The 19648-nt window shown below is 30.8% G+C and carries 22 protein-coding genes; 16 read left to right on the top strand and 6 right to left on the bottom strand.

Annotation, left to right across the window (positions count from 1 at the left end):
* Positions 1-39: 39 nt before the first annotated feature.
* From dnaN to C7448_RS07480, 9 genes are all read left to right on the top strand, one after another.
* Positions 40-1158, top strand: coding sequence for a DNA polymerase III subunit beta (dnaN, locus tag C7448_RS07440; protein ID WP_115900742.1), 1119 nt, complete (start codon positions 40-42; stop codon positions 1156-1158).
* 134 nt (positions 1159-1292) lie between these two features.
* On the top strand, positions 1293-2057 hold the full coding sequence (locus tag C7448_RS07445; protein WP_099216461.1) for a ParA family protein: 765 nt from the start codon (positions 1293-1295) through the stop codon (positions 2055-2057).
* Between the two features lie 9 nt (positions 2058-2066).
* The gene (locus tag C7448_RS07450; protein WP_115900743.1) at positions 2067-2954 is read left to right on the top strand and encodes a ParB/RepB/Spo0J family partition protein; all 888 of its coding nucleotides are present in this window, start codon (positions 2067-2069) and stop codon (positions 2952-2954) included.
* The gene (locus C7448_RS07455; RefSeq protein ID WP_115900744.1) at positions 2955-3533 is read left to right on the top strand and encodes a DUF5683 domain-containing protein; all 579 of its coding nucleotides are present in this window, start codon (positions 2955-2957) and stop codon (positions 3531-3533) included.
* 1 nt (position 3534) lies between these two features.
* Complete coding sequence (dapB, locus tag C7448_RS07460) at positions 3535-4236, top strand: 4-hydroxy-tetrahydrodipicolinate reductase (RefSeq protein WP_115900745.1); 702 nt, start codon at positions 3535-3537, stop codon at positions 4234-4236.
* Between the two features lie 79 nt (positions 4237-4315).
* The gene (lepB, locus tag C7448_RS07465; RefSeq protein WP_115900746.1) at positions 4316-5896 is read left to right on the top strand and encodes a signal peptidase I; all 1581 of its coding nucleotides are present in this window, start codon (positions 4316-4318) and stop codon (positions 5894-5896) included.
* Positions 5896-6516, top strand: coding sequence for a WbqC family protein (locus C7448_RS07470; protein ID WP_115900747.1), 621 nt, complete (start codon positions 5896-5898; stop codon positions 6514-6516). Before lepB ends, C7448_RS07470 begins: the two co-directional genes overlap by 1 nt.
* A gap of 37 nt (positions 6517-6553) precedes the next feature.
* Positions 6554-7126 (top strand): Crp/Fnr family transcriptional regulator, encoded by a 573-nt coding sequence (locus C7448_RS07475; RefSeq protein WP_115900748.1) that lies wholly within the window; start codon positions 6554-6556, stop codon positions 7124-7126.
* A 186-nt stretch (positions 7127-7312) separates the two neighbouring features.
* Positions 7313-7891: a Crp/Fnr family transcriptional regulator gene (locus tag C7448_RS07480; RefSeq protein ID WP_115900749.1), complete on the top strand. Its 579-nt coding sequence runs from the start codon at positions 7313-7315 to the stop codon at positions 7889-7891.
* Between the two features lie 129 nt (positions 7892-8020).
* Here C7448_RS07480 and C7448_RS07485 read toward each other — a convergent pair whose 3' ends face one another.
* The 6 genes from C7448_RS07485 to rocD all read right to left on the bottom strand — a co-directional run bounded on the left by C7448_RS07485 (position 8021) and on the right by rocD (position 15000).
* Positions 8021-9526, bottom strand: a complete 1506-nt coding sequence (locus C7448_RS07485) for a lipopolysaccharide biosynthesis protein (protein WP_115900750.1) — start codon at positions 9524-9526, stop codon at positions 8021-8023.
* A 1-nt stretch (position 9527) separates the two neighbouring features.
* Positions 9528-10613: a non-hydrolyzing UDP-N-acetylglucosamine 2-epimerase gene (gene wecB, locus C7448_RS07490; RefSeq protein ID WP_115900751.1), complete on the bottom strand. Its 1086-nt coding sequence runs from the start codon at positions 10611-10613 to the stop codon at positions 9528-9530.
* Positions 10610-11890, bottom strand: coding sequence for a glycosyltransferase family 4 protein (locus tag C7448_RS07495; RefSeq protein WP_245939449.1), 1281 nt, complete (start codon positions 11888-11890; stop codon positions 10610-10612). Before C7448_RS07495 ends, wecB begins: the two co-directional genes overlap by 4 nt.
* 1 nt (position 11891) lies before the next feature.
* Entirely contained in the window at positions 11892-13064 is a 1173-nt protein-coding gene (locus C7448_RS07500) for a glycosyltransferase family 4 protein (protein ID WP_115900753.1), read from the bottom strand.
* Positions 13061-13588: a methyltransferase domain-containing protein gene (locus C7448_RS07505; protein WP_115900754.1), complete on the bottom strand. Its 528-nt coding sequence runs from the start codon at positions 13586-13588 to the stop codon at positions 13061-13063. The genes C7448_RS07500 and C7448_RS07505 overlap by 4 nt, the downstream gene beginning before the upstream one ends.
* 167 nt (positions 13589-13755) lie before the next feature.
* A complete protein-coding gene (gene rocD, locus C7448_RS07510; RefSeq protein ID WP_115900755.1) occupies positions 13756-15000 on the bottom strand; it encodes an ornithine--oxo-acid transaminase in 1245 nt (414 codons plus the stop codon).
* A gap of 248 nt (positions 15001-15248) precedes the next feature.
* On the opposite strand from rocD, the gene C7448_RS07515 reads away from it, so the two are divergent.
* The 7 genes from C7448_RS07515 to C7448_RS07540 all read left to right on the top strand — a co-directional run bounded on the left by C7448_RS07515 (position 15249) and on the right by C7448_RS07540 (position 19611).
* Complete coding sequence (locus C7448_RS07515) at positions 15249-15725, top strand: lipocalin family protein (RefSeq protein ID WP_115900979.1); 477 nt, start codon at positions 15249-15251, stop codon at positions 15723-15725.
* A gap of 14 nt (positions 15726-15739) precedes the next feature.
* Positions 15740-16435: an OmpA family protein gene (locus C7448_RS07520; protein ID WP_115900756.1), complete on the top strand. Its 696-nt coding sequence runs from the start codon at positions 15740-15742 to the stop codon at positions 16433-16435.
* A gap of 107 nt (positions 16436-16542) precedes the next feature.
* On the top strand, positions 16543-17994 hold the full coding sequence (gene rlmD / locus C7448_RS07525; protein WP_115900757.1) for a 23S rRNA (uracil(1939)-C(5))-methyltransferase RlmD: 1452 nt from the start codon (positions 16543-16545) through the stop codon (positions 17992-17994).
* 44 nt (positions 17995-18038) lie between these two features.
* The gene (locus C7448_RS16120) at positions 18039-18257 is read left to right on the top strand and encodes a four helix bundle protein (RefSeq protein WP_317124707.1); all 219 of its coding nucleotides are present in this window, start codon (positions 18039-18041) and stop codon (positions 18255-18257) included.
* A 7-nt stretch (positions 18258-18264) separates the two neighbouring features.
* Complete coding sequence (locus C7448_RS16125) at positions 18265-18348, top strand: hypothetical protein (protein ID WP_317124709.1); 84 nt, start codon at positions 18265-18267, stop codon at positions 18346-18348.
* Between the two features lie 77 nt (positions 18349-18425).
* The gene (locus C7448_RS07535) at positions 18426-18902 is read left to right on the top strand and encodes a DUF6452 family protein (protein ID WP_115900758.1); all 477 of its coding nucleotides are present in this window, start codon (positions 18426-18428) and stop codon (positions 18900-18902) included.
* Positions 18883-19611: a DUF6048 family protein gene (locus C7448_RS07540; protein WP_115900759.1), complete on the top strand. Its 729-nt coding sequence runs from the start codon at positions 18883-18885 to the stop codon at positions 19609-19611. The genes C7448_RS07535 and C7448_RS07540 overlap by 20 nt, the downstream gene beginning before the upstream one ends.
* The last annotated feature ends 37 nt before the right edge of the window (positions 19612-19648 follow it).

Here is a 19648-nt window from a genome sequence, read left to right on the forward strand (position 1 = left end):
AGATATATTTGTAAGTCTAATAAATAGAAAAATTACTAAATGAAATTTATCGTATCTAGCTCACAGTTATTAAAACAACTACAAGTTTTAGGAGGAGTTATAAATAGCAATAACACGTTACCAATTTTAGATAACTTTTTATTTGAACTATCTGAAAACGAATTAAAAATATCTGCTTCTGATCTTGAGACTACCATGTCTTCTGTTATTGAAGTTGAAAGTACTGATACTGGAGCGATTGCTATAAATGCTCGTTTATTATTAGATACTTTAAAAACATTTCCTGAACAACCTCTTACATTTAAGGTTGAAGGAGATAATACTATTGAAATTATTTCAGAGCAAGGAAAGTACGATATGGCGTATTTTAGTGGTGACGAATTCCCTAAAGCTGTAGAATTGCCTTCCCCAAGTAGTACAGAAATCCCATCAAATATTTTAGCTACAGCAATCTCTAAAACTATTTTTGCTGCAGGTAACGATGACTTACGTCCTGTGATGAGTGGTGTATTTTTTCAGTTCAACTCAAAAGAATTAACTTTTGTTGCTACGGATGCTCATAAATTAGTAAAATATACACGTACAGATATTACTGCTGATAAATCTGCTGAATTTATCATGCCTAAGAAGCCTTTAAACTTATTAAAAGGTATTTTAGGAGGTTCAGAAAACAATGTTACTATTGAATATAACGACACCAATGCTAAGTTTACTTTTGATAACGTAGTATTAATTTGTCGATTAATTGACGGAAAATACCCTAACTACGAAGCAGTTATACCGAAAGAGAATCCTAATAAATTAACAGTAGATAGAGCTTCTTTCTTAAACTCTGTTCGTCGTGTATCTATTTTCTCTAGTAAAACGACACACCAAATTCGTTTAAAAATGGCGGGAACTGAGTTGAATATTTCTGCAGAAGATTTAGATTACTCTAATAAAGCTGATGAACGATTAAACTGTGATTATCAAGGAGATGATATGCAAATTGGATTTAACTCTCGTTTTTTAAGCGAAATGTTAAACAACCTAAACTCTAACGATGTTTTAATTGAAATGAGTTTACCAAATAGAGCCGGAATTTTAACTCCAATTGACGGAACTGAAGAAGGTGAACTAGTAACTATGCTTGTTATGCCTGTGATGTTAAACGGATAATAAATTCACAATATATAAAATTACAAAAGCCACAGAATCAAAAGTCTGTGGCTTTTGTAATTTTATTAACGTCTTTCTCTTTTAAAAATGATAAATAATTGTAAATTTACCTCTTTCAAACTTTATAAATTATAATGGGTAGAATTATTGCAATTGCAAATCAAAAAGGTGGCGTAGGTAAAACTACTACATCTGTAAACTTAGCTGCGGCTTTAGGTGTTTTAGAAAAAAAAGTATTGTTAATTGATGCTGATCCCCAAGCAAATGCTACTTCTGGTTTAGGTTTAGACGTTGAAAGTATAGAAATTGGAACATATCAGGTTTTAGAACATACAATCCCTGCAAAGGATACTGTTTTAAAAACTGACTCTCCAAACGTTGACTTAATCCCTGCTCATATTGATTTAGTAGCCATTGAAATTGAATTGGTAGACAAGCAACAACGCGAATACATGTTAAAAAAAGCGTTAGAAGATATTAAAGATGATTACGATTTTATTTTAATTGATTGTGCTCCATCTTTAGGTTTAATAACCTTAAACTCACTTGTAGCGGCAGACTCTGTTGTTATACCTATTCAATGTGAATACTTTGCTTTAGAAGGTTTAGGAAAGTTATTAAACACCATTAAAAGTGTTCAGAAAATACACAATCAAGAATTAGAGATTGAAGGTTTATTATTAACCATGTTCGATTCTCGTTTACGTTTATCAAATCAAGTTGTAGACGAAGTACGTAAGCACTTTAGTTCTATGGTTTTTGAAACAATAGTACACAGAAATATCCGTTTAAGTGAAGCACCAAGTTATGGAGAAAGTATAATTTCATACGATGCAACGAGTAAAGGTGCCGTAAATTACTTAAATTTGGCGAACGAAATTTTAACTAAAAACGCATAATTACTGTACATGGCAAAAGCAACAAAAAAACAAGCTTTAGGTAGGGGTTTATCAGCATTGTTAAAAGAAACTGCAGAAGTAAATTCAGCAGAAGACAAAAATGCAGATAAGTTAGTAGGAAACATTCTTGAAATCGATATAAATTCAATAGATGTAAACCCGTATCAACCTAGAACTTATTTTGATGAAGAAGCGTTGCGCGAATTAGCTAGTTCTATTAAAGAATTAGGTGTTATTCAGCCTATTACTGTTCGTAAATTATCAAGTGATAAATTCCAATTAGTTTCTGGAGAACGTCGTTTTAGAGCTTCTAAGCTTATTGGTAATAAAACTGTTCCTGCATATATTCGTTTGGCTAACGATCAGGAAATGTTAGAAATGGCGTTGGTTGAAAACATTCAACGTAAAAATTTAGACCCGATTGAAGTTGCACTTTCTTATCAACGTTTAATTGATGAAATTCAACTTACACAAGAAGAATTGAGTACTCGTGTAGGTAAAAAACGTTCTACAGTTACCAACTACTTACGTTTATTGAAATTAGACCCAATTATTCAAACAGGAATGCGTGACGGATTTATTTCAATGGGACACGGTCGTGCTTTGATTAATGTTGATAGTAATTCTGATCAATTAAATATTTATGAGAAAATTGTTCGTGATAAATTATCAGTACGTCAAACTGAAGAACTAGTCAAAAACTTAAAAGCTGGCAAAGTTGCTAAAGCAGTAAAAAAGAAACCTTTACCTAATTATATTTCTGAAAGCGTTAAAGATATCAGTGATTATTTTGGTCATAAGATTGATGTTTCTGTAAATAATCGTGGAAAAGGTAAAATTTCTATTCCTTTTCATTCAGAAGAAGATTTTAATCGTATTAAAAACTTATTAAAGTAATTGAACGTACGTATAATCATATTCGCTTTTTTTAGTCTTTTTTTGTTTCAAAATGCCTTTGCTCAAAAAGATTCTATTGCCGTTAGAGCAAAACAGCTTCAATTAACTAGCGACAAATACAACCCTTTATCGCCTTCAAAAGCAGCTTTTTATTCAGCTATTTTCCCTGGAGGTGGACAAATTTATAATGGTAAGTATTGGAAAGCTCCTATAGTATGGGGAGCAATGGGTGCTAGTGCTTATTTTTATTTTGACAACAGTAATCAATACGATCGATATAGAACGGCTTTTAAGCTTAGAAATCAAGGGTTGTCTGATGAATTCAATGGTAAGGACGGGAACCCATTTATTTCAACACCTGGATTAGAATCTGCTCAAAAAACTTTACGTAAAAATAGAGATTTATCGTTATTAACGGGTGTGCTTTTATACGTTTTACAAATTGTTGAAGCTAGTGTTAACGCACACTTACTACAATTTGACACAGATGACAGTTTATCTATAAAACCAGTAATAACTCCCGATCCTTTATTTATTGAAGCACCGAAAGTTGGTTTAACGTTTAAATATTCTTTTTAAGATGAAAATAGCCTTACTTGGTTATGGTAGAATGGGTAAAGAAATTGAAAAAATTGCTTTACAAAGAGGACATGAAATTAGTATAAAAACCTCAGGAAAAGAAGCATACGACATCACCAAAGCAGATGTTGCTATTGACTTTAGTATTCCTTCTTCAGCATACAATAATATTAGTACTTGTATTAACAATAATGTTCCAGTAATTTCTGGAACCACAGGTTGGTTGGATAAATACGAAGATGTCGTTAATTTATGTAATGAAAAGAAAGGTGCTTTTATCTACGCTTCTAACTTTAGCTTAGGTGTTAATGTTTTCTTTGAATTAAACAAACAACTTGCTAAAATGATGAGTACTTTAGAGCAATACAATGTCTCTATTGAAGAGATTCATCATACTAAAAAGCTAGATGCTCCAAGCGGTACTGCAATTACCTTAGCAGATGGGGTTATTGAAAACACAAATAAAAAAGCTTGGGAATTAGATGAGAAAACATCAGAAGAAAATGTTTCTATTACAGCTATCAGAACTCCAGATGTTCCAGGGACTCATACGGTAACTTATAATTCTGAAGTAGATACCATTGACATTAAACATACAGCTCACAATCGTCAAGGATTTGCTTTAGGAGCTGTTATTGCTGCAGAGTGGCTGAAAAATAAGACAGGTGTTTTTACTATGAGAGATGTGTTAAACTTAGGTTAATAGCGTAACAAAAAACTCTAAAAGCACACAAATAATATTGAATTTTATTCCTTATAAGGAATTACAAAATATATAGATTATGACATTTACTGAATGGTTTTTATTCTTTTTATTCATACAAGTTATTCATTTTTTAGGTACTTGGAAATTATATACTAAAGCTGGTAAAAAAGCTTGGGAAGCAGCAATACCTGTATACAATGCTATCGTATTAATGCAAATCATAAACCGTCCAAAATGGTGGGTGATTTTATTATTTATTCCTATTGTAAACTTATTAATGTTCCCTATAATTTGGGTTGAAACTTGTAGAAGTTTTGGTTTTAATAAAAGACCTGATACTATCCTTGCTATTCTAACTTTAGGGTTATACATCTATTATATTAACTATTTCACGAATACAAACCATATAGAAAATAGGAGCTTAAAACCAAGGTCTCCTTTGGGTGAATGGGTAAGTTCTATTGCTTTTGCTATTATTGCTGCTACTTTAGTGCATACTTACTTTATGCAACCCTACACCATTCCTACATCATCATTAGAAAAAACATTATTGGTTGGTGATTATTTATTTGTAAGTAAGTTTCATTATGGTGCTCGTGTACCTATGACCACTGTTGCTGCACCTATGGCACATGATACTATTCCTGTGTTAGGTACAAAATCATTCTTATCTGACGATAAAAATAAAAATGGTTTGCTAAACAAGTTATCTTTACCTTACATGCGTGTTCCTGGCTTTCAAAAAATTAAGCGTAATGATATTGTTGTTTTTAGCTGGCCTTCAGATTCCCTAGCTACGATGTGGGGAGATAATTCTGGGAATTTTACTTATAAACCTATTGACAAACGTACAAACTATGTGAAACGTGCAGTAGGTACTCCTGGTGACACTTTAGAAGTTCGTGATGGTTATGTATTTATTAACGGAAAGAAAACTGTATTACCTGATAGAGCAAAACCACAATGGCTACATATTGTAGACACTAACGGTGAAAAGTTTAGTGAAGGTGCTGTAAAGAGATACAACATCAGAGAATGGGGAATGCAAGGTGATAAATATGTATTGAATTTAACTGATGAAGAGGCTGCTTTAATAGCTAAGAATCCCATTGTAAAAAATATTGAAAAACACTTAACTCCAAAAGGGACTTATGATAAATCTGTTTTTCCTCATAATCCAAGATATGCTTGGTCTACCGATAATTTTGGACCTATATATATCCCAAAAAAAGGAGCAACTGTTAAATTAAATGCTGCAACTATTCCGTTTTACGAGCAAATTATTCGAAGATATGAAAACAACAATTTAACTATTTTTGGAGACGATATTTACATCAATGGTAAGAAGGCAAAAGAGTACACTTTTAAGCAAGACTATTACTGGATGATGGGTGACAATCGTCAACGCTCATTAGATGCTAGAAACTGGGGGTACGTACCTTTTGATCATGTAGTTGGTAAACCTGTTATGATTTGGTTAAGTTGGGATGCCAATGCACCTAGTTTTATAGCTAAACTAAACTCTATTCGTTGGGACAGAATGTTTACAACTGTTGGGGGTAGTGGTAAACCAGTTTCTTATCTTTGGTTAGTTTTATTATCAATTGGGGGCTATATTGTGTATAGTTTTAGAAAAAGTAAAAAGAAGAAAGCCTAATGTCACTTTTTATCCCAACATACTTTGCTCCTATTTCGCAATATGCAGCAATCTATCAATCGGATACTATTACTTTTGAGATTGAAGACAATTACCAAAAGCAAACCTACCGTAACCGTTGTTATATTTATGGTGCCAATGGTAAACTTGCCCTAAATATTCCTGTAAAAAACAAAACAAAAGAAGGTAGAAAAAAGACAAAAGATACTTTAGTTGAAAATGACTTCCCTTGGCAACAGCAACATTTAAAGTCATTACAGTCAGCTTATCGCTCTTCTCCTTTTTTTGAATTTTTTGAAAATGATTTACTTACTATTTTCAACAAAAAGTATAAATTCTTACACGATTTAAATATTGATACTCATTTATTTGTAACTGATACTCTACAAATTAAGCAACAATTCACTAAAACAACCAGTTACGAAATAAACTCTGAAAGTACCGATTTTAGATCTTTAGCTATTGCTAAAAAAGGAATTGAAATAGAAATGGATTCTTATATTCAAATGTTTGATGATAAATACGGGTTTATACCTAATTTATCTATTTTAGACCTCCTTTTTATGGAAGGCCCTAACACTATTAGCTTTTTAGAAAAAATTAATGTAAATTTGAGATAGTCCCCTCTAATTATTTCATTCTTTCATTATTTTATCTATGGAGTTTTTTAGAGATTTTTCCCAGAATTTCCACCCTTTATCTGAAGGTGCTTTAAATAAACTTTTTAATATTTTAACTATTAAAAAGTTCTCTAAAGGCTATGAAGTCGTTTCTTTAGGTCAAAAATCCACAAACATATATATCTTAAAAAAAGGCACTATAAGATCTTATAACATTGGAGTTAAAGGTAAAGAACACACAAAAACTCTTTACACTCCAGTAATTACATCAGGTAACCTAAGTGCTTTAATAAAAAACGAACCTTCAGAGTTAGTTTATGAATGTTTAACTGATTGTGAAGTTTTAGAGTGCAACTATCAAAACTTTTACAACCTCTCCTTAGAGTACCATGAAATTTCAATTTTTCATTACAAAATACTAGAAAGTATATACATTAGAGAAGTGTCTAAAATTTTAGAATTACAGATGTTAGATGCTACTCAGAGGTATAAAAAACTACAAGAAAATTACCCAAATATTGACAACCTTATTAATCAATACCATATAGCCTCATACCTTAATATTACTCCAGTTCAGCTTAGTAGAATTAGAAAGAATTCTATTTATTAACATATGTTAATGGTCATTCTATAAAACTATTCTACATTTGTCTATGTAATTAACAAGTTACAAACCCCTAAAATATTTCAGACCTAATTTCCCCTTAAAGTTAGGTCTGTTTTTTACTTCATATAGTTTAAGTTTTTTTATTAACTTAGTAAATTACCCTCACTATTATCATATAACTTGTTAATTATGAATGATGATATAAAAAACTTTGTTCACCTCTTTATTGATTTACCTGATCACTTAATTTCTATTTTTGAAGGTATAGTTACTTTTATAGAGCTAGAACCCAATGAAGTTTTCACAAAAAAAGATGAATATCCTAATGATTTTTTTATAATCAAAACAGGAATTATGCGATCTTATTTATTAAATGAAAAAGGGGGTGAAACAACTAGAGCTTTTTTTATTTCTGGAGACATATCTGGTTCTAGTTCTGCTATGATGCAGAAAATACCATCTGATGTTAATTATCAAGCTTTGACAAAAGTAACAGGTTATAAAGGAGACTTTAATAAACTTATAGAACTTACGTTAAAACATAAAGAGTTTAGTTTGTTCTATATAAAGACATTAGAAAGAGCCTATTTAAAAGCCGAAAACTTACTCTTAAATATTTCTACACTTACTTCAACAGAAAGGTACCTAGCCTTAAAAGAAAAAATACCTAATGTAGATAATTTAATTACACAGCGACATATTGCTTCTTATCTAAATATCTCTCCTGTACAGCTTAGTAGAATCAAGAAGAAATTAAATAACCTATAATTTTTTAACATATTAGGAGACTGTTTACTTATTTTATACATATATTTGCTGCCGAAACATTTCCCCTTTTTAATGTTTCATTTCCCTTATTATTAAGAAAAGACTTGTTCCCTTTGTGTGCAGGTCTTTTTATTTTATATATCTTTTGGCTAAATTATTTATCTGTTCAGAAATAGATAATTTTACTACGGCAAAAACATAAATCGCTATAATTAATATACTTTTTAAAATAATGTTTACTATTGGGTGAATTGGAAAGTCAAAAAGATAAAACTTAGGTATTGAAAAATTCCAAAAATAAAACCCTAAAAACATAATTAAAATGACGACAATCATTAAAAGTGTTTTATTAGTAAAGGGTGTCATATTAAATTTTTCTTTTACAAACCATAGTTTAAATGTATTAAATACTAAAACTGTGATAAGTGTTGCCAGTGCTAACCCTTTTGTTCCCATTTCTAAATCATTAAAAAAATAAATATTTAAAAAATATACCGAAAAAGCCATTCCTAGACCTACTGGTAAGGTAATGCGATAAAACTTAGAATTACTAATAATAGCTCCATTGCTTCCTAATAGCATTAAAAATAATTTTGCAGAGGAAATCAGTAATACTACTAATACTCCTCCTGCTCCATAATTTTCATTAGGCATCAACCTGAATAACTCTTCTACATTACAATTCACTAATACAAAAAACAATCCTCCAATCAATAATAAGTTAATAGAGCTCTTTTTATATAAACTTTCTGTTTCTTTTGGGTTATTTTCATTGATCGCTTTAGAGGTAAGCGGTTGCAAAATTTGTCCCATAGCTCTACTTGGTGCTTCTATAAATGACCCGATAAATACTGCTACAGTATAATACGCCGCAGTAGCAAAGCCTTCTTTGCCTGGTATCATTACTTTATCAATATCTAAAATTATTGCTCCTGCGCTACCTGCTAAAATGATATAAAAAGTGTATCGTAAAACTTCTTTAAAATTACCTGGTAAACTGAATGCAAATTTTGGTGTATATAAACGAAACGCATATATCATCATTAACAACACTCTAAATATATATGCTACCGACATATATATTAGAAACTCTTCCTTAGTTATCAAATGAAAATACACAGCCAAAAGTAAAACCATTACAGCTACTCTATTATATAGCTCTTTTAAAACATTCCCAAAAACCGATTGCATTTGTACTCTTGCCCATGAATAAAACACTTCAAAATAAGCACAAGCTACAGCTATTATATAAATATAAATAGTATAATCTTCAATTATTAGGTTGTCTCCACTTCCATTTTCTACCACATAACTCATAATCCAATTATGAAAGAAACTCCAAAAATACCCTATTGGAATCGCTATAAATAATGGTAAAAAGATTATAGAGCTTAAAAATTTATCTTTCTCTACTTTTGAAGTATATCCAGAAAAAAACTTGATAATTGTAAAGTGAACTCCAAAGGCTGTTATAGGCATAATTAAGTTTGAAGCCGAAAAAACATAGGTTGCTAGTCCATAATACTCATCTCCTAAGAATCGTGTGTATAACACCAAGGTGTTAATACCTCCAATTAAAAACCCTAAATAGATTATTAGAGTGTTTCTGAACGATTGTTTAAATACAATTCCCAATTTATTCTTTTATTAATTTTAATATTGATTGATATATTTTTTCTCCCACATTATCTCCATACAGTGGCTCTTTAAAGTCTTTTGATGTAGCTAAAAACTGTTGAAAATAATTAACTATTTTTTCTGAATTAGCTCCTGTTATAGCAGCATATCCGTTATCTACTAATTCTTTCCATTCCGTTTCTTCTCTTGCTATTACACAAAATTTCTTATTAAAGAAAGCTTCTTTTTGCAATCCTCCACTATCAGTTACAACAAGAGCGCAGTTTTTTAACAGTTCTAACATAGAAAAGTAACCTACAGGTTCTATAAAAGTTATATTGGGCTTTAACTTGTACTTTTCTAGCATTTTCTTTGTTCTTGGATGTAATGGTAGTACTACTTTTTTTGAAGCATTAATTTTTTCAAGAGCATCAAAAATATTAGTTAATTGCTCTTTATTATCAGTGTTTTCTTGACGATGAATTGTTACTAATATAAAATCATTTTTTGCCAAACCTAAATCTTTTATAATAGTTGACTGTTTTTCTGACACCTTACTATAAAACTCCACAGCATCTTTCATTATATCACCGTGCTTTTCTATTAATATGTCAAAACTATCAAATCCTTCATTTTTTAAATTTGAGACTGCTATTTCTGTTGGGCAACTTAATAGGTCTGCTATTCTATCCGTTAAGATACGGTTTATTTCTTCCGGCATTTGCATATTGAACGAACGTAACCCAGCTTCAACATGTACTACTTTTATATGAAGTTTTTTGGCCGCCAAAGCACCTGCCATCGTCGAATTTGTGTCTCCGTAAACAACAACCACATCTGGCTTTTCTACTAGTAAAATTTCTTCAATTTTCTCTAGCATTTGTCCCGTCATTGCCCCATGGCTTAACCCGTTAATATTTAAATTATACTTAGGTTTGGGTATTTGCATTTCTTTAAAAAAAACAGCGCTCATATTAGCATCAAAATGTTGCCCTGTATGCACTATTATTTCTTCTACTTTATTGTGTTTTTGAATCACTCTACTTAACACAGCTCCTTTTACAAATTGTGGGCGTGCACCTAATATAGTTACTACTTTTTTCAAGAATTAACGACTTGTTTTAATATGATAGATAATTTTTCTGTTAGTTTTTTTCGATGGTACTGCTCTATGTTTTCAGAATTAACTTCTAAAGCTCCTTTCTTATATTGATTATAAAGAAGTTTAATTTCTTTTTTCATTTTTACTACATCATCAAAATCAACAATAGCTCCTGAGTTAGTTTTAGCAAGTATTTCTGCTAAATCACCATCTTCTGGACCTACAGCTAAGATAGGACGTTTTGCTTGTAAATATTCAAATATTTTACCTGTAATAATTCCTTTAGCACTTGGCACTTTATTTACAGCTAATAACAAAACTTGTGAAGCTTTTTGGTACTGTTGTACTTCTCTGTGTGGAACATAAGTAATTTTTGTTATATTTTTAAACTCGTATACTTCCAAAGCTTTTTCAACTTCTTCTGCTATTTTTCCTATCAGTTTAATTTCTAAGTCTTCTGTAAACTCTTTATCTTCTATACATAATTCTGACAACGCTCTCCATAAAACTTTTGGGTTTCTATCAGCATTCATCAAACCTATATGCGTTATTGAAAATTTTTCATCAAGAATAACATTCGCTTTATTCTTCTCTTCAGAATCAAATCCGTTAGTTATAACGTGAATATCGTTTGAAAACTTTTGATACTTCTTTTTCATTGTTTCCCCTACCACCAAACTTACATCAGCATACCTTAGTACTTCTTGCTCTAGCTGATGATGTTTAGCTTTAGACTTTTCAGTTAAAGGTAGTTGATGAAAATAGTCAATATCAGTCCAAGGATCTCTAAAATCAGCAATCCATTTTACTCCTAATTCTTTTTTTAATTCTAGTCCTATTAAATGTAAGCTATGAGGAGGCCCTGTGGTTACAACTACATCAATAGCATTTTCTTTTAAATAGTTCTTTAGTTTTTTAACCGAAGATTTTATCCAAAACTTACGTGCATCAGGAATGAAATAATTAGCACGAATATACTGCATTATCCTTCCTATAAAACTTGGATTAGGATCTAAAAATCCTGCACTTGTTTTAGTTTCATTTTTCTTAAAAGCAGATAATAGATTATTAGGCTCCCATATTGAATTTTTAATTACCTCTATTCCGTTTGGAACATCTTTTCTTAGTGATTCATCTATAATTGGGTATGTAGCCTCGTCAACAGTGAAAACTACTGGTTCAATATTAAAATCTCTCAAGTACTTTACAAACTTTAACCATCGTTGTATACCAGAACCTCCAGCAGGCACCCAATAATATGTAATTATTAATACTTTCAAATTATAAACTATTGTATAAGTTTATCAACTCTTTTGAGGTCTTATCCCAAGTAAACTCATTTCTAACAAAAGTTTCACCATTCTTTCCCAGTCTTTCTCTTAATTTTTCTTCTCTGTATAGAGTTAAAACTTTACTTGTAAAATCAGTTACATTTCTTTCTTCATGTACTAACCCTCCTCCTACTTTTTCAATTATATTTTTTTGAGCTGTAGCATTACTAACTAATAAAGGTTTACCAAAGCTCATGTATTGAAATAACTTATTTGCATGTGTAGTATCATGATGTATGTTTCTATGTAGTGGAGATAAACAAACATCACTGCTTTTTATATAATTGGGAAATGTTGTTTCATTTTGCCATCCTTCAAAACTTACATAATGCTCTACGTTTAAATCTTCTGTTAATATTTTTAAGTCTTCATTAACGCTTCCTACTATTATTAATTTGATATTTTTTATATCCTTTTTTAAAATAGGTAAACTTTTTATTACTGTTGCTAACCCTCTCCTTTCACCTGTATCTCCTATGTATAATAAATTAAAATTATTTTTTACTGTGTATTCTTTAAATTCATTTAATGATTCAAAAAAAGATTTTCTAACAGTATTAGGAACTATAAAAATTTTTTTTGCTTCTATTTTAACTCTTCCTAATATTTCTTTTTTTGCTTCCTCAGTAACAACTATTACTTTACTAGCTTTTTTTATAAGCACCTCTTCTTTCTCCTTCCATTTGGTAGTTGATATTAAAATATTTTGTGGAAACTTTTTTAAGTGAGGATAAAATTTCATTATCTCAGGTCTATTCTCATGCAAATCTAATATAAAAGGTAATTGTTTTTTTTTATTAGCTAACAGAACTGCTTCTGCAACAACTATATCATGTATATGAATAGCTTCTATAGCATATTTATTAAGAAAATGAGCTATCTTCATTTTCATTAGAATAGAATATAACGGTATAGTATAAGTTAAAGCCGATAATTTATACTCTAACTTATTAGATTTATATCTCCTTACCTTTATCTCATCTATAAACTCTTCTGAAGGCTCATTAGTATAGGCTAAACAAAACAAAAAAACCTCATGACCTGCTTTTATTAACTCTATAGCTTCATTTTGTACTCTTGGGTCAGGAGGAAATGTTTTATCTAAAATCATTCCTATTTTCATTTCACACAGTCTTTTTCAGCGTATACAGCATAATACCTAGGAGTGTATTTTCTCAAAATAGGTCTAATTCCAAACTTATTAATTGGGCTAGTCCATTTTTTCGTATCAATAATAGTCCAGCCTGATTTTTCTAATAACCAATCATACTGCCAATCTTCAAACTCATGATAATGTCTATCCCACATATCTGTTTTACTTCTATAAGCACTCGTAAACCATAATTTTAATGGTATAGTTGTTATTATTTTTGTTGCCTCAATTTCTTTTAACACATTAAATGGTGCTAATAAATGTTCAAAAATTTCAAAAGCTGTTACTGCATCTACTTTGTAATCTTTTACTATTTGTGGTAATAAATCTAAGTCTTCTCCATTAGTATTATAAACTGTGTACCCATTTTCTTCCATTATTTCAGAAAAAGGATTACGAACTCCTAAATCTAGTATCGTAGCTGGAGCTGGAAGATGTTTTTGTAAAAACTCAAGTGTGTGTTTATATCTTTTTTGAGGTAGTTTAGAATACATGAACTTTATTTTAACAACAAATGTATTACTATTTTATCATTTCAAACAACAATGATTTAAATAGAATTAAGTAAACACTCTATATAAAAAACAAAAGCGAAGGATTTAAAGTACCCCAAAAGTTAGACACAATTTGGGGTATTTCTATGTATAAAGTATCTGTAAACTTATTTTTTAAACTCAGTAATTGTTTTCTTAATAATAGTAATACAGTCTTTTAATTGCTCTTCGTTCATTACTAACGGTGGTGCAAAGCGGATAATGTTTCCATGAGTTGGTTTTGCTAACAATCCGTTGTCACGTAATTTCATACAAATATCCCAAGCGGTTGAACTATCTTCAGTATCATTAATTACAACAGCGTTTAATAACCCCTTACCACGTACTAATCTTACTAACTCATTTTCTTTAGCAAACTCAGCCAATTCTTCTCTAAAAATTTTACCTAAACGCTCAGCATTTTCAGCTAACTTTTCATCTCTAACTACCTCTAAAGCTGCCATAGCTACCGCTGCCGCAACAGGGTTTCCTCCAAAAGTAGAACCGTGATTACCAGGTCTAATAACATTCATAATGCTATCATTTGCTAATACTGCAGATACTGGATATGCTCCTCCACTTAAAGCCTTACCTAAAATTAAAATATCTGGTTGAACATCTTCATGGTTTACCGCTAATAACTTACCTGTACGTGCAATACCTGTTTGTACTTCATCAGCTATAAATAATACATTATGCTTTTTACATAACGCTTTAGCCGCTGCTAAATATCCCTCAGAAGGTACATATACTCCAGCTTCTCCTTGAATAGGTTCAGCCATGAAACCAGCAATATTATCGTTGTTTTCTAACGCCTCTTCTAAAACCTGTAAATTATCATACTCAATTTTGATAAAACCATCAGTAAACGGTCCAAAATTCTTACGAGCTACAGGATCGTTTGAAAAAGAAATAATTGTAGTTGTTCTTCCATGGAAGTTATTCTTACAAACAATAATTTGTGCTTCGTTTTCATCAATTCCTTTTACTTCATACGCCCATTTTCTACAAATTTTTAAAGCAGTTTCTACAGCTTCAGCACCCGTATTCATTGGTAATAATTTATCAAAACCAAAGTATTCAGTTGCAAACTTTTCATACTTTCCTAACATATCGTTATAAAAAGCACGCGATGTTAGTGTTAATGTTTGCGCTTGATTTACCATTGCACCAACAATTTTTGGGTGACAATGCCCTTGATTTACTGCAGAATAAGCCGATAAAAAATCATAATATTTTTTTCCTTCAACATCCCATACATATACTCCTTCTCCTTTACTCAATACTACTGGTAATGGATGGTAGTTATGTGCTCCGTATTTGTTTTCTAAGTCAATCGCTTGTTGCGAAGTTAATTGGTCTAAAACAGCCATTTTTCTTAATTTTTAAAAATTTATAAAATAACCATTCCTTATCTACCTTTATCCTTTCGAAAAAGAAGTTTCGAAAATTCAGCGTGGGAAAGAAATCATCCCTAACTACAAAAATATTAAATTTAGGTGACTTTCTTAGGTTTTAGAGGGTCTAAAATATAAACTACTTAACTTTTTATATGGTTTACAATAAAACCATAGTTAATCAGTTTTTTCTATCTTTAAAGAAATTAACTAAATATCATTTTATGAAAAAAATCTTATTTTTATTACTGCTTTCAATAGTCGTAATCGGGTGTAAATCTACATCTGTAACTAACACTAAACTTGACAACAAAACTGAACGAATGCTAAAAGGTAACTGGACCATTACTGCTGTAAATTTCCCAGGTTCTAACTATCTAAAAGTAAATTCTTTTAATTTAGAAGATTCTAGCTGCTTTATTGGTAGTGATTGGAGCTTTATTTCAAACAATAACAAAGGGCAAATGAGCTTAAACAATCCAAGTACAGATTGTAAAAACTTTAGCTCGCCAATTACTTGGTATGTTAATAAAGATGGTAATTTTGTTTTAAAGATTATTAATAACCATAAAGCAAAAGAAGTAAACCACGGATATATCTTAAATATAAATAATGTTACAGAAACTAGCTTCGATTTAATTGACAAAGTAAACGTTGCTGGTCAAGTAAAAAACATTACCTATTCATTTCAAAGACAATAACTAATAAAAACATTATGAAAAAATCAATCATTTATAGTTTATCAATTTTATTTTTAGCAGGAACTATTTTTACTTCTTGTAAATCTATACAAAATGCTAATAATACTCAAAAAGGTGCTGCTATTGGTACCGCTGCTGGAGCTGTTATTGGAGCCGTTATTGGTAACAATGTAGGAAGCGGAAAAAACTCAGAACTTGGAGCTATTTTAGGTGGTGTTGTTGGTGGTGTTGCTGGTGGTGTAATTGGTAACAAAATGGACAAACAAGCTCGTGAGATTGAAGAAGCGTTACCTGGAGCAGAAGTTGAAAGAGTTGGTGAAGGTATTAAACTTACTTTAGGCGAAAATGCTGTTCGATTTGCTACTAACAAAGCTACTTTAACACCTACTGCTAAAGCTAACTTAAATAAATTAGTGCCTGTTTTTAAAGATTATGGAGATACTAATATTGTAATTTATGGTTATACAGATAGTACTGGTAGAGTTGAATACAACCAAACTCTTTCAGAAAAAAGAGCTAACTCTGTAAGAAGCTACTTAGCTAGTAAAGGAGTAAACAACAGTCGTTTTGAAACTAAAGGACTTGGTGTTAAAGACCCTATAGCTACAAACGACACTGCTGAAGGAAGAAGTAAAAACAGACGTGTTGAGTTTGCTATTGTTGCAAACCAACAAATGATAAAAGAAGCTAAAAAAGAAGCAGGTAAATAAAAAAGCCTTCACAACAAAGATTAAAGACTACTCTAAATGAGTAGTCTTTTTTTTATCTTCAAACCATATCTTTTCCTAATTTTGCACACCATAAATCATAGTATAGAATGCCAAGAAGAGAGCGAAATAAGTTTGTAAAGAGAGGACAAATCATTGAAATTTTAATTGAAGATTATGCCTTCGGTGGAAAAGGAATTGGAAGAATACGTTCAGAAGAAGGTGTTTTTGTTGTTTTTGTTCCTAACACATTACCGGGGCAATTGGTAAAAGCACGTGTAGATAAATCAAAAAAGAAATATGCCGAGTGTAAGTTAATTGATGTTTTAAAACATTCTGATGACGAAATAACTGTTCCTTATCAAGACATCCCTGGAGCGCCTTACATTCAATTACCTATTGAATTACAACACAAATACAAACAAGAAAGTACTTTATCTTTATTTAAACGCATTGGTAAAGTTGAAAACATTGAAGATTTATTTGATGAGTTTATCGCTTCTCCAAACGTATTCCATTACCGAAATAAAATGGAATATGGATTTTCTGCTATTGGTTACGATCGTGAAAACAAAACCGATGTAGATGAATTTACCTTAGGTTTTAAACGTCGTGGTGTTTGGTGGATGGGTGATAATCTTGAAAAAGACTCTGGTTTATTTGACAAGCATGTTGAAGATAACATCACAAATATTAGAGAGTATTGTGTTAAGACAGGATTAGCGCCTTGGCATGGTCCTAAAAAAGAAGGTTTTTTTAGATATTTTGTAGTACGTAAATCATACAAAACCGATGAGTTATTATTCAACTTAGTAACCACTTCTCACGATTTACCTAAATTCGATTTAGAAAAATTCGCTAATTATTTAGTAGAATTATTTGGTGATAGAGTGGCTGGTATACTACATACTATTAATGATGAAACTGGTGATAGAACTATCGCAACTTCAGGAAGCATTAAATTAGTATATGGAAAAGATAAAATTGTTGAAGAATTATTAGGCTTAAATTTTGAAATTAGTATGAAAAGCTTTTTTCAAACCAATCCTAAATCTGCCGAAAAACTATATACCAAAGTAGTTGATTATGCGTTAGAAAACAAAGAAGCTATAGATAATACTGTAGTAATGGATCTATTCTGTGGAACGGGAACTATTGGTCAAATTATCGCTTCAAAGTCAAATAACACTAAAATTGTTGGTGTAGATATTGTAGCTTCTGCTGTTGAAGATGCTAAGAAAAATGCAGAACGAAACAATATTGAAGGATTACAATTTTACGCTGCTGATGTAGGAAAGTTTTTAAACGAACACCCGCAGTATAAAAATAAAATTAGGACTATTATTTTAGATCCAGCTCGTGCGGGGATTGCACCAAAGACGCTTAAAAAGATTATAAACTTAAATGCTGACAGAATGGTTTATGTATCTTGTAACCCAGCAACACAAGCTCGTGACACGGAGGAATTGATGAACAGCGGATATCAATTAAAAAAGATTAGTTTAGTAGATCAATTTCCACATACATCACATATAGAAACGGTGGTTTTGTTTGAGAAGTAATATGGTTGAGTTGATTCGTTTAATTGTTTAAAGGTTTATTTACTATGAAAATTTATTCTTTTGAAAAATTAGAAGTTTGGAGAGAAAGTATCTCACTAACTAAATATATATATAGTTTAACTGATAGCTTTCCCATAAATGAAAATTTCGGATTAACCTCACAACTTAGAAGAGCTACAGTTTCAATAGCCTCTAACTTAGCAGAAGGTACAGTACGAAAAAGTAATAAAGATAAAAGCACGTTTTATTACTATTTCTTATAGTTCAGCAATGGAAGTGTTAAATCAACTCATAATCTCAAGAGAACTAAACTATATTTCTGAAAAAGATTATATTTTAGTCAGAAAAAGCTAGAAAAGATAACCAATATGTTAAACGCATTAAGAAAATCTCAACTTAACGCATAAACAACTAAACAGATAAACAATTATATGAAAAAATACATTGCTCTATTCATACTTATAGCAGGTTTAATAGCTTGTGAAAAAGATGATTTCTGTACACAAAACCCTGTAACACCTAACTTAGTGCTTCGTTTTTATGATAAAGATGAAAACAATGAATTAAAAAATTTTGAACGTCTTTCGATCATTGCCGAAGGTAAAACCGATAGTCTTTTTACAAATATGACTAATGATAGTATTGCTATTCCTTTAAACAGTTTATCTCAAAAAACAGTGTACACCTTAAAAATGAATGATGTAGATGGTAATATCGTAAATAATCAAGTTGCTACACTTACTATTGAATACAACCCTGAAGAGGAGTATATATCTCGTTCATGTGGTTTCAGAATTATTTTTGAAAATACAACTCTAAACCATACAGGCTGGATAGATAGCTTATCAACTACAGAAATTCCTTTAATCGATAATCAAATAAGCGCTCATGTACAAGTATTTCATTAGTTTATGTTTCGTATGTGTATTTGTGAACGGATACTCACAAGTAAATACAACTAAAAAAGAAAAAACCAAAGAAAAAAAAGATACCATTACTTATAAAACAGGATATGGTTTACGCCTTGGGTTAGATATTAGCAAACCTGGTCTTTCTTTAATTGATAAAAGCTATAGTGGTTTAGAACTCGTTGGTGACTATCGTATTTCTAATAAATGGTATATCGCTACAGAATTAGGATTTGAAGATGAAACTACCTATGAAGATTTTTCTTCTTCAACCTCTAAAGGAAGTTATATTAGACTTGGAGCAAATTATAATGCTTACGAAAATTGGTTAGACATGAATAACGAAATTTTTGTGGGTATGCGTTATGGTTTTGCCATCTTTGATCACACGTTAAACAGCTATCAACCTAATGTATCTTCAGGTACTGAAAACATCCCTCCTTACTTTCCTTCAACCCCTGTAACAACACCTATATCTGATAGTGGACTTACCGCTCATTGGACTGAATTTCAACTAGGTATAAAATCCGAAACTTTTAAAAACCTGTTTATAGGTTTTAGTTTTTCGTATAAAATCATGTTAAGTGTTGACGACCAAAAAGGCTTTAAAACTCTTTATACACCTGGTTTTAATCGTGTTTTTGAAAGTAGTACAGGCTTCGGATTTAATTATACAATATCGTACTTAATCCCTTTTGTTAATAAATAAACTATCAGCATACGCTTGATTTCACTAACTTTACTGC

This window comes from Tenacibaculum gallaicum, from assembly GCF_003387615.1.
Taxonomy (GTDB): domain Bacteria; phylum Bacteroidota; class Bacteroidia; order Flavobacteriales; family Flavobacteriaceae; genus Polaribacter; species Polaribacter gallaicus.

What these genes read in the sequence shown, in the direction of transcription:
- C7448_RS07475 (WP_115900748.1), top strand. Translation starts at nt 6,554, where the DNA reads ATGGAGTTTTTTAGAGATTTTTCCCAGAATTTCCACCCTTTATCTGAA.
- dnaN (WP_115900742.1), top strand. Translation starts at nt 40, where the DNA reads ATGAAATTTATCGTATCTAGCTCACAGTTATTAAAACAACTACAAGTT.
- dapB (WP_115900745.1), top strand. Translation starts at nt 3,535, where the DNA reads ATGAAAATAGCCTTACTTGGTTATGGTAGAATGGGTAAAGAAATTGAA.
- C7448_RS07450 (WP_115900743.1), top strand. Translation starts at nt 2,067, where the DNA reads ATGGCAAAAGCAACAAAAAAACAAGCTTTAGGTAGGGGTTTATCAGCA.
- lepB (WP_115900746.1), top strand. Translation starts at nt 4,316, where the DNA reads ATGACATTTACTGAATGGTTTTTATTCTTTTTATTCATACAAGTTATT.
- C7448_RS07505 (WP_115900754.1), bottom strand. Translation starts at nt 13,588, where the DNA reads ATGTATTCTAAACTACCTCAAAAAAGATATAAACACACACTTGAGTTT.
- C7448_RS07515 (WP_115900979.1), top strand. Translation starts at nt 15,249, where the DNA reads ATGAAAAAAATCTTATTTTTATTACTGCTTTCAATAGTCGTAATCGGG.
- C7448_RS16125 (WP_317124709.1), top strand. Translation starts at nt 18,265, where the DNA reads ATGGAAGTGTTAAATCAACTCATAATCTCAAGAGAACTAAACTATATT.
- C7448_RS07470 (WP_115900747.1), top strand. Translation starts at nt 5,896, where the DNA reads ATGTCACTTTTTATCCCAACATACTTTGCTCCTATTTCGCAATATGCA.
- C7448_RS16120 (WP_317124707.1), top strand. Translation starts at nt 18,039, where the DNA reads ATGAAAATTTATTCTTTTGAAAAATTAGAAGTTTGGAGAGAAAGTATC.
- C7448_RS07445 (WP_099216461.1), top strand. Translation starts at nt 1,293, where the DNA reads ATGGGTAGAATTATTGCAATTGCAAATCAAAAAGGTGGCGTAGGTAAA.
- C7448_RS07520 (WP_115900756.1), top strand. Translation starts at nt 15,740, where the DNA reads ATGAAAAAATCAATCATTTATAGTTTATCAATTTTATTTTTAGCAGGA.
- rlmD (WP_115900757.1), top strand. Translation starts at nt 16,543, where the DNA reads ATGCCAAGAAGAGAGCGAAATAAGTTTGTAAAGAGAGGACAAATCATT.
- rocD (WP_115900755.1), bottom strand. Translation starts at nt 15,000, where the DNA reads ATGGCTGTTTTAGACCAATTAACTTCGCAACAAGCGATTGACTTAGAA.
- C7448_RS07540 (WP_115900759.1), top strand. Translation starts at nt 18,883, where the DNA reads ATGTACAAGTATTTCATTAGTTTATGTTTCGTATGTGTATTTGTGAAC.
- C7448_RS07480 (WP_115900749.1), top strand. Translation starts at nt 7,313, where the DNA reads ATGAATGATGATATAAAAAACTTTGTTCACCTCTTTATTGATTTACCT.
- C7448_RS07535 (WP_115900758.1), top strand. Translation starts at nt 18,426, where the DNA reads ATGAAAAAATACATTGCTCTATTCATACTTATAGCAGGTTTAATAGCT.
- C7448_RS07500 (WP_115900753.1), bottom strand. Translation starts at nt 13,064, where the DNA reads ATGAAAATAGGAATGATTTTAGATAAAACATTTCCTCCTGACCCAAGA.